The sequence below is a fragment of the Mesorhizobium escarrei genome, from assembly GCF_935825525.1.
Lineage (GTDB): Bacteria > Pseudomonadota > Alphaproteobacteria > Rhizobiales > Rhizobiaceae > Mesorhizobium > Mesorhizobium escarrei.
In genome coordinates this window covers 1-218 of record NZ_CAKXZT010000145.1, presented here as the reverse complement: position 1 = coordinate 218, position 218 = coordinate 1, and positions in this window count along the sequence as shown.

Here is a 218-nt window from a genome sequence, read left to right as displayed (position 1 = left end):
CCATGCGACATTTCTACTTTGCTGGCAGCGCGACATTCGAACTTGGTTGCAACATGACCCTATATGATCAGCGATCTTGCCCCAGGACATCCATTCCGAAACGGCACAACGCGCCACTTGCGGACGCTGGGCGGCGATGCACCGGACGACCTGATTGGTGCCGGGAGCGGTAGGTCCGCTTTTGTGATGGGTTTCGGATGCCGGCCATCCACGTGGTG